Origin of the sequence: Burkholderia sp. LMG 13014, from assembly GCF_905232215.1 — a bacterium.
GTDB lineage: Bacteria > Pseudomonadota > Gammaproteobacteria > Burkholderiales > Burkholderiaceae > Burkholderia.
This window is the reverse complement of record NZ_CAJNKE010000308.1, coordinates 1-7,068: the sequence shown is the minus strand read 5'-3', so window position 1 is coordinate 7,068 and position 7,068 is coordinate 1. Positions and strand designations below refer to the sequence as shown.

At 66.7% G+C, this 7,068-nt stretch carries 6 protein-coding genes; all 6 read right to left on the bottom strand.

Annotated elements, in window-relative coordinates:
* Nucleotides 1-199: 199 nt before the first annotated feature.
* Nucleotides 200-364, bottom strand: coding sequence for a hypothetical protein (locus tag JYJ84_RS24190; RefSeq protein ID WP_175221931.1), 165 nt, complete (start codon nucleotides 362-364; stop codon nucleotides 200-202).
* A 36-nt stretch (nucleotides 365-400) separates the two neighbouring features.
* Entirely contained in the window at nucleotides 401-661 is a 261-nt protein-coding gene (locus tag JYJ84_RS24185; RefSeq protein WP_175221930.1) for a hypothetical protein, read from the bottom strand.
* Nucleotides 658-1,347 (bottom strand): response regulator, encoded by a 690-nt coding sequence (locus JYJ84_RS24180; RefSeq protein WP_122950412.1) that lies wholly within the window; start codon nucleotides 1,345-1,347, stop codon nucleotides 658-660. Before JYJ84_RS24180 ends, JYJ84_RS24185 begins: the two co-directional genes overlap by 4 nt.
* A 113-nt stretch (nucleotides 1,348-1,460) precedes the next feature.
* Complete coding sequence (locus tag JYJ84_RS24175; RefSeq protein WP_174957474.1) at nucleotides 1,461-2,903, bottom strand: efflux transporter outer membrane subunit; 1,443 nt, start codon at nucleotides 2,901-2,903, stop codon at nucleotides 1,461-1,463.
* A 4-nt stretch (nucleotides 2,904-2,907) separates the two neighbouring features.
* A complete protein-coding gene (locus JYJ84_RS24170; RefSeq protein ID WP_122950413.1) occupies nucleotides 2,908-6,051 on the bottom strand; it encodes an efflux RND transporter permease subunit in 3,144 nt (1,047 codons plus the stop codon).
* A gap of 20 nt (nucleotides 6,052-6,071) precedes the next feature.
* Nucleotides 6,072-7,068 (bottom strand): efflux RND transporter periplasmic adaptor subunit (locus JYJ84_RS24165; protein WP_205189555.1); only part of this gene is annotated, 997 nt, incomplete at its 5' end.

The following is a 7,068-nucleotide window of genomic DNA, read 5'->3' as shown; positions in this document are numbered from 1 at the left end:
TGGTGGCGGCGCGGCACTGGGTGGCAACCTCGGCCGCAATGCGCGGGAGCGCGACGATGCGCGGGATCGCGACAGCATGCGCAGGATGCGCCGCAACAAGCATCGCTATGACGAGGCTTACTACGACTACGCTTACTGAGCGAGTGGTTGACGCCTGGCGAACGCGCATGCGATGCGCATGAGATGCGCGTTTCGCCTGTCACGTCACACGGTGCAAGCGTTCGGCCATGCCGAGCGCGATGCCCGCCATCGAAGCGACCGCAACCAACGACGTGAAGCCGGTGCTGCCCGCGCGTTTGCCGAGCCCCGCATCACGCAAGCCGATCTGCCATTCGTACGGGCGTTTCAGGAACCGCTTTTTCACGGGGAAGGGGACAGGCGGCGAATGCGGCGCAGCGGCTTACGAGCCGGTGCCGCGCGCCAGTTTGACGAGGTCGATGACCGTCGCGACCAGCCCGGCCAGCAGCAACGCGGCGAGCAGCAGATAGCTCGGCGTCTCCCGGATCACAGCCGCGATCGGGGTGTCGGTCGCGAGAGACGAGACGGCGAGGATCAGTCCGTAGACGACGAACCATCCGGTCGCGATCGTCAACACGACGGCGACCGTCAGGAGACCGACGATCCGCACAACGTGCAGACGCGATCCATGACGCGGGTTCACTGGGTGCTGCGCAGCCGGTAGCCGACACCGCGCATCACCTCCGGCACCCCGGACGCGCCCGCGAATTCGAGCTTCTTGCGCAGCCGGCTGATATGGCTGTCGACGGTACGCTCCAGCGCATCGACGTCGGCGAGGCACGCGTCGATCAGTTCGCTGCGCGTGAACACGCGGTTCGGCGAGCCGGCCAGGTGGGCGAGCAGCCGGAATTCGGTCAGCGTCAGCGAGACGCTGGTTTCTCCGGTGTCCGAGCGGATCGTGGTCAGATAGCTTTGCGTGTCGATTTCGAGGTTGCCGACCTTGATGAAACGTCCTGACGCGGCCGTTTCGATGCGACGCAGGATCGCCCGGATGCGCGCGACCACCTCGGCCGGATTGAATGGCTTCGTGATGTAGTCGTCCGCGCCGAAACGCAGCCCCTGCAAGCGATCGATCTCGCGGTCGAGTGCCGTGATGATGACGATCGGCGTGTCGACGCGGCGACGCAGTTCGACCAGGACTTCCCAGCCATCCTTTTGCGGCATCCTGACGTCGAGCAGGATCAGGTCGGGCTTCAGCACGGGCTGCACGTCGAGCACGGCCTGGCCGTGACCGACGCGGTAGGTGCGAAAGCCGTCGTGAGCCAGGTAGGCGTCGAGTATTTCGGCGATCTCGGGATCGTCTTCGGCAATGAGTATCAGAGGGTTCATCGGGTTCACTGGAAGTGAGCGTGACCGGTAGGCGGGCCGGCGGCGCGGCACGTGCGCCGCCGGACTTCACCGTGCTTTCAATCGTCGCGAACGGATCGGCGACGGTGCATGGCTCAGTTGTTCGCCACGTTGTTGGCGGGAGGCACGTCGGTGTCGGTCAGCCCGCCACCGAGCGCCTTGTAGAGCGCGACCGCGTTGTCCAGTTCGGCGTTGCGCAGATCCAGCAACGCCTGGCGCGCGGCATACAGCTGTCGCTGCGAGTCGAGCAGTTCCAGCCGATCCTCGATGCCGGCGCGATAGCGCAGGTTCACGAGATCGGTACGGCGCTCGGCGCTCTTGACGACCCGGGCCTGTGCGTCGATCTGGCGGCTGAAGGTCTCGCGTCCGGCGAGGCCGTCGGCCACTTCGCGGAACGCGGTCTGGATCGAGCGTTCGTACTCGACGACCGCGCTGGACTTGCGCACTTCCGCGAGATTCAGCTCGGAACGCAGCCGGCCGCCCTGGAAGATCGGCAACGTGACCTGTGGCGCGAAGCTCCACACGCGCTGGCCGCCGTCGAACAGGCTGCCGAGGCCCGGGCTGAGGAAGCCGATCGACGACGTCAGCGACAGGCGCGGGAAGAATGCCGCGCGCGCCGCGCCGATGTCGGCGTTGGCGGCGACGAGATTCTGCTCGGCCTGCTGGATGTCGGGCCGGCGGTACAGCAATTCCGACGGCAGTCCGGCCGGCAGTTTGGTCATCACCGGCTGACGTTCCAGCGACAGCGGGTCGGGCAGGTTCTTCGGCAGGTCGGTGCCGACCAGCAGCCGCAGCGCATTATTGGCCTGCTCGACGGCGCGCGAACGCGCTTCGAGATCGGCGCTGGCGCTCGCGACCTGGCCTTCGGCCTGCGCGATGTCGACACCGCTCGCCTGGTCGGCGAGCTTGAGGCGGCGCGCGAGATCGAGCGACTGGCGCCAGTCGTTCAGCGTGCGTTCGGACAGCGCGCGCTGTTCCTGCGCGAGACGCTCGGCGAAATACGCGTTGGCCACGGAGCCGACGAGCGCGATCTGCACTGCCCGGCGGCCGTGATCGGTCGCGAGATAGCGCGCGAACGCCGCATCGGACAGTGATTTCACGCGGCCGAACAGGTCGATCTCGAATGCGCTGAGGCCGACGTTCACGCCATATTGGTTCTGCGTGTTTTCGAGCAGCGGCGGGTTCGATTGCGAGTCGGCGGCCGTGCGCTGGCGTGTGAAGCTCGCGCCGGCGCCGATCGACGGCAGGCGCGCGGAACGCTGGATGCCGTACTGCGCTTCGGCAGCCTGGACGTTCAGTGCGGCCAGACGCAGGTCGCGGTTGTTCTCGAGCGCGAGCTCGATCAGGCGCTGCAGGCGACGGTCGCCGAACATCGTGCGCCAGCCGAGATCGGCCGCGTTCGCGTGCTGGTCGGCCGCGGCAGCGGTCGTATAGGCGGTCGGCACCGGCATCTCGGGCTTGACCAGCTTCGGCGCCATCGAGCACGCCGACAGCGCGAGCGCGGCGGAAACCGCGGCGGAAAGAATGAGTGATCGCATGGCATCAACCTTCATGTTCGTGGGTCACGGTGGCGGGCTTCTTGCCGGATGCGCGCCATGCCGAGATGCGTTCCTGGATGCTCATCACGAACACGTAGAAAACCGGAACGAAGAAAATGGCCAGCACGGTGGCGGTCACCATGCCGCCGAACACGCCGGTGCCGATCGCGTGTTGCGTTTCGGCGCTCGCGCCGGTCGCGATCATCAGCGGTACGACGCCGAGGCCGAACGCGAGCGAGGTCATCAGGATCGGGCGCAGACGCAGCTTCGATGCCTGCACGGCCGACTCGATCAGCCCCATGCCTTCCTCGCGCAACTGCTTCGCAACCTCCACGATCAGGATCGCGTTCTTTGCCGACAGGCCGATCACGGTAATCATCCCGACCTTGAAGAACACGTCGTTCGGCATCCCGCGCAACATCACCGCGCCGAGCGCGCCGATCAGGCCGAGCGGCACCACCAGCATCACCGACAGCGGAATCGCCCAGCTCTCGTAGAGCGCCGCGAGCACCAGGAACACGACGACCATCGACAGCGCCATCAGCATCGGCGCCTGCGAAGCCGACTCGCGCTCCTGCAGCGACTGGCCGGTCCACGCCACCGTGAAGCCCGGCGGCAACTGCGCGGCCAGATGCTCCATCTCGGCCATTGCCGCGCCGCTGGAGTAGCCGGGGGCCGAGCCGCCGGAGATACGAGCGGACGGATAACCCTGGAAGCGCACCAACTGCAGCGGGGTTTCCGACCAGACCGGACGCACCACTTCGGACAGCGGCACCATGCCGCCGGTCGCGTTGCGCACGTAGAGCTTCATCACGTTCTCGATCTGCATGCGTGCCGGCGCATCGGCCTGGATGATCACCTGCTGCATGCGGCCCGCGTTCGGGAAGTCGTTCACGTAGGTCGAACCCATCGCGGCCGACAGCGTGTCGCTGATGGTCGTGAACGACACGCCGAGCGCTTCGGCCTTCTCGCGGTCGATGTCCAGCTTCACGCTCGTACCGGCCGGCAGGCTGTCCGGATAGACGCCCGTCACCACCTTGCTTTGTGCGGCCAGTTCGAGCAGCTTGGTTTCAGCCGCCTTGAGCGCCGCGTAGCCCTGGTTCGCGCGATCCTGCAGGCGCATCGTGAAGCCCGAGCTGGTACCCAGCCCGTCGATCGCGGGCGGCAACAGGCTCATGACCGTGCCTTCCGTCACGCCGCTCATCGCATGCTGAGCGCGCATCGCTTCGTCCATCGCGCCGGCGCCTTCGCGCTTGTCCCAGTCCTTGAGCACCGCGTAGTTCAGTGCCGCGTTGGAGCCGAGGCCGGAGAAGCCGTAGCCGATGATGGAGATGCTCGACTCGATGCCCGGACGCGACGCGAGATGCTTCTCGAGGGTCTTGACCACGTCACCGGTGCGCTCGACGGTCGAATCGGCCGGGAGCAGGAAGCCGGTCATGAAGTAGCCCTGGTCTTCCTCGGGCAGGAACGACGACGGCAGCATGCGGAAGCCGAACCCCAGCGCGACGGCAATCGCGACGAACAGGAGCATCATGCGGCCCGTGCGGCCGACCAGCCGGCCGACGCGCGTCTCGTACCAGTTCGTCAGGCGGTCAAAGCGGCGGTTGAACCAGCCGAAGAAACCGCGCTTCTCGTGGTGGCCATGCGCGACCGGCTTGAGCATCGTCGCGCACAGGGCCGGCGTCAGCGTCAGCGCGAGCAGGGCCGAGAACATGATCGACACGGCCATCGACATCGTGAACTGCTGATAGATCACGCCGACTGAACCGCTCGACATCGCCATCGGCAGGAACACGGCCGTCAGCACCAGCGTGATGCCGATGATCGCGCCGGTGATTTCCTTCATGGCCTTGATCGTCGCGTCCTTCGGCGACAGGCCTTCTTCCGCCATCAGGCGTTCGACGTTTTCCACGACGACGATTGCATCGTCGACGATGATGCCGATCGCGAGCACCATGCCGAACATCGTCAGCACGTTGATCGAGAAGCCTGTCAGCAGCATGACCGTGAAGGTGCCGAGCATCGCCACCGGCGCGACGATCGCCGGGATCAGCGTGTAGCGCACGTTCTGCAGGAACAGGTACATCACCAGGAACACGAGCACCATTGCTTCGATCAGCGTGTGAATCACCTTCTCGATCGAGATCTTCACGAACGGCGCGGTATCGAACGGGATCGAGTAGGTCATGCCGGCCGGCATCGTCTTGGCGATCATGTCCAGTTGCTCGCGCACGGCCTCGGCGGTCTTCACCGCGTTGGCGCCCGGCGCCAGCTGCACGCCGGCAAAGGTGGCGGGTTTGCCGTTCTCGCTGTTGACGAAGGTGAACGACTGCGGGCCGAGTGCGACCCGCGCGACATCGCCGAGCACGACCTTCGAGCCGTTCGCGTTCGCGCGCAGCACGATCTTCGCGAACTGCTCGGGCGACGTGAGCTGGCCTTGCGCGGTGAGCGGCACGGTGACACGCTGGCCCGGCAGCGCGGGCGCCGCGCCGAGGCTGCCCGGGGCGATCTGCACGTTCTGCTGGGCGACGGCCGTCGTCAGGTCGTTCATCGACAGGCCATAGGTGATCAGCTTCTCCGGATCGACCCAAATGCGCATCGCCTGTTCGGAGCCGAACAGTTGCACCTTGCCGACGCCTTCGACACGTCGCAGGTCTTCGACGACGTTGCGCGCCATGTAGTCCGCGAGCGCGTTTTCGTCGTAGCGGCCGCTTTCCGACTTGAGGCCGACGAACAACAGGAAACCCGATGCGGCTGACTCGACGATCACGCCGTTTTGTCGCACGACGGGGGGCAGGCGCGGCTCGACCGACTTGAGCTTGTTCTGCACCTCGACCTGCGCCATCGCCGAATCGGTGCCGGGCTTGAAGGTGGCGGTGATCTTCGCCTGACCGGAGGTATCCGACGCCGATTCGAAGTACAGGAGGTTCCGGACACCGGACAGCTCGCGCTCGATGAGGCTCAGCACGCTGTCGTTCATCGTCTGCGGCGTGGCGCCCGGGTAGGTGGCGGTAATGGTGACGGTCGGCGGCGCGACCGACGGATAGCGCGCAACCGGCAGTTCGGGGATGGCGATCAGGCCCAGCAGGATGATGAAGAGGGCGATCACCCACGCGAAGACCGGGCGCCGGATGAAGAATTGGGACATGACTGGATGCTCCCCGTGACTCAGTGCGACGAAGCGGTCTTGACCGCTTCAGGCGCCTTCCATGCGGTCGCCGTCACGGTCGCGCCGTCGCTCAGGCGTTCCATGCCTTCGACCACGACCTTCTGGCCGGCCTGCAGACCCGACTTGATGCGATAGCTGCGGTTCGTCAGCTCGCCCACTTCGATGGCCTTCAGGTGCGCCTGGCTCTTCGCGTCGAGCACCCAGACCTGCGGCTTGCCGCCCGCGCGGACGATCGCCTGTTGCGGCACGGTCAGCGCGTTCTCGTAGTGGCCACGCGGGATGCGGGCGCGCACGTACATGCCCGGCAGCAGCTCGCGCTTCGGGTTGTCGACCAGCACGCGCAGCAGCACGTCGCCGGTGCCCGGGTCGACGTTGACGCCCGAGAACAGCATGCGGCCCTTCACGTCATAACGCTTGTCGTCGTCGCGCAGCACGTCGACCGGCAGCCCGTTGCCCGCGGTGTCCGGCTGGGCCGCGAGCGCGCCGCGCAGCGATTCGAGCGACGCGGCCGGCTGGCGCACGTCCACGTAGACCTGGTCGATCTGCTGGATGCGTGCCATCGGCTGGCTGTCGCTGCTTGCGACCAGCGCACCCTCGGTCACGAGAGCCTGGTCGATGCGGCCCGTGATCGGCGCCTCGACGGTCGCGAATTTCAGGTCGAGCTGGCGTCGTGCGAGCGTCGCACGAGCCTGTGCGACGTCGGCGGCAGCCTGGTCGCGTTGCGATACCGAGTCGTCATATACCTGGCGGCTGATCGCGTCGGCTTCGACCAGCGGCTTCAGCCGGGTGGTCTGCACCTTGGCGCGTGCGAGCGCGGCTTCCGCGCGTTGCAGGGCCGCCGCGGCCGTGTCCATGTCGGCCTTGAACGGCGCCGGGTTGATCTGGAACAGCGGCTGGCCGGCACGGACTTCCGTGCCCTGCTCGAACAGTCGTCGCTGCACGATGCCGCTGACCTGCGGCCGGATCTCGGCGATCCGGACGGCCGCGACGCGGCCC

Coding starts and splice junctions, on each gene's coding strand:
- JYJ84_RS24180 (WP_122950412.1), bottom strand. CDS start 1,347: ATGAACCCTCTGATACTCATTGCCGAAGACGATCCCGAGATCGCCGAA.
- JYJ84_RS24170 (WP_122950413.1), bottom strand. CDS start 6,051: ATGTCCCAATTCTTCATCCGGCGCCCGGTCTTCGCGTGGGTGATCGCC.
- JYJ84_RS24175 (WP_174957474.1), bottom strand. CDS start 2,903: ATGCGATCACTCATTCTTTCCGCCGCGGTTTCCGCCGCGCTCGCGCTG.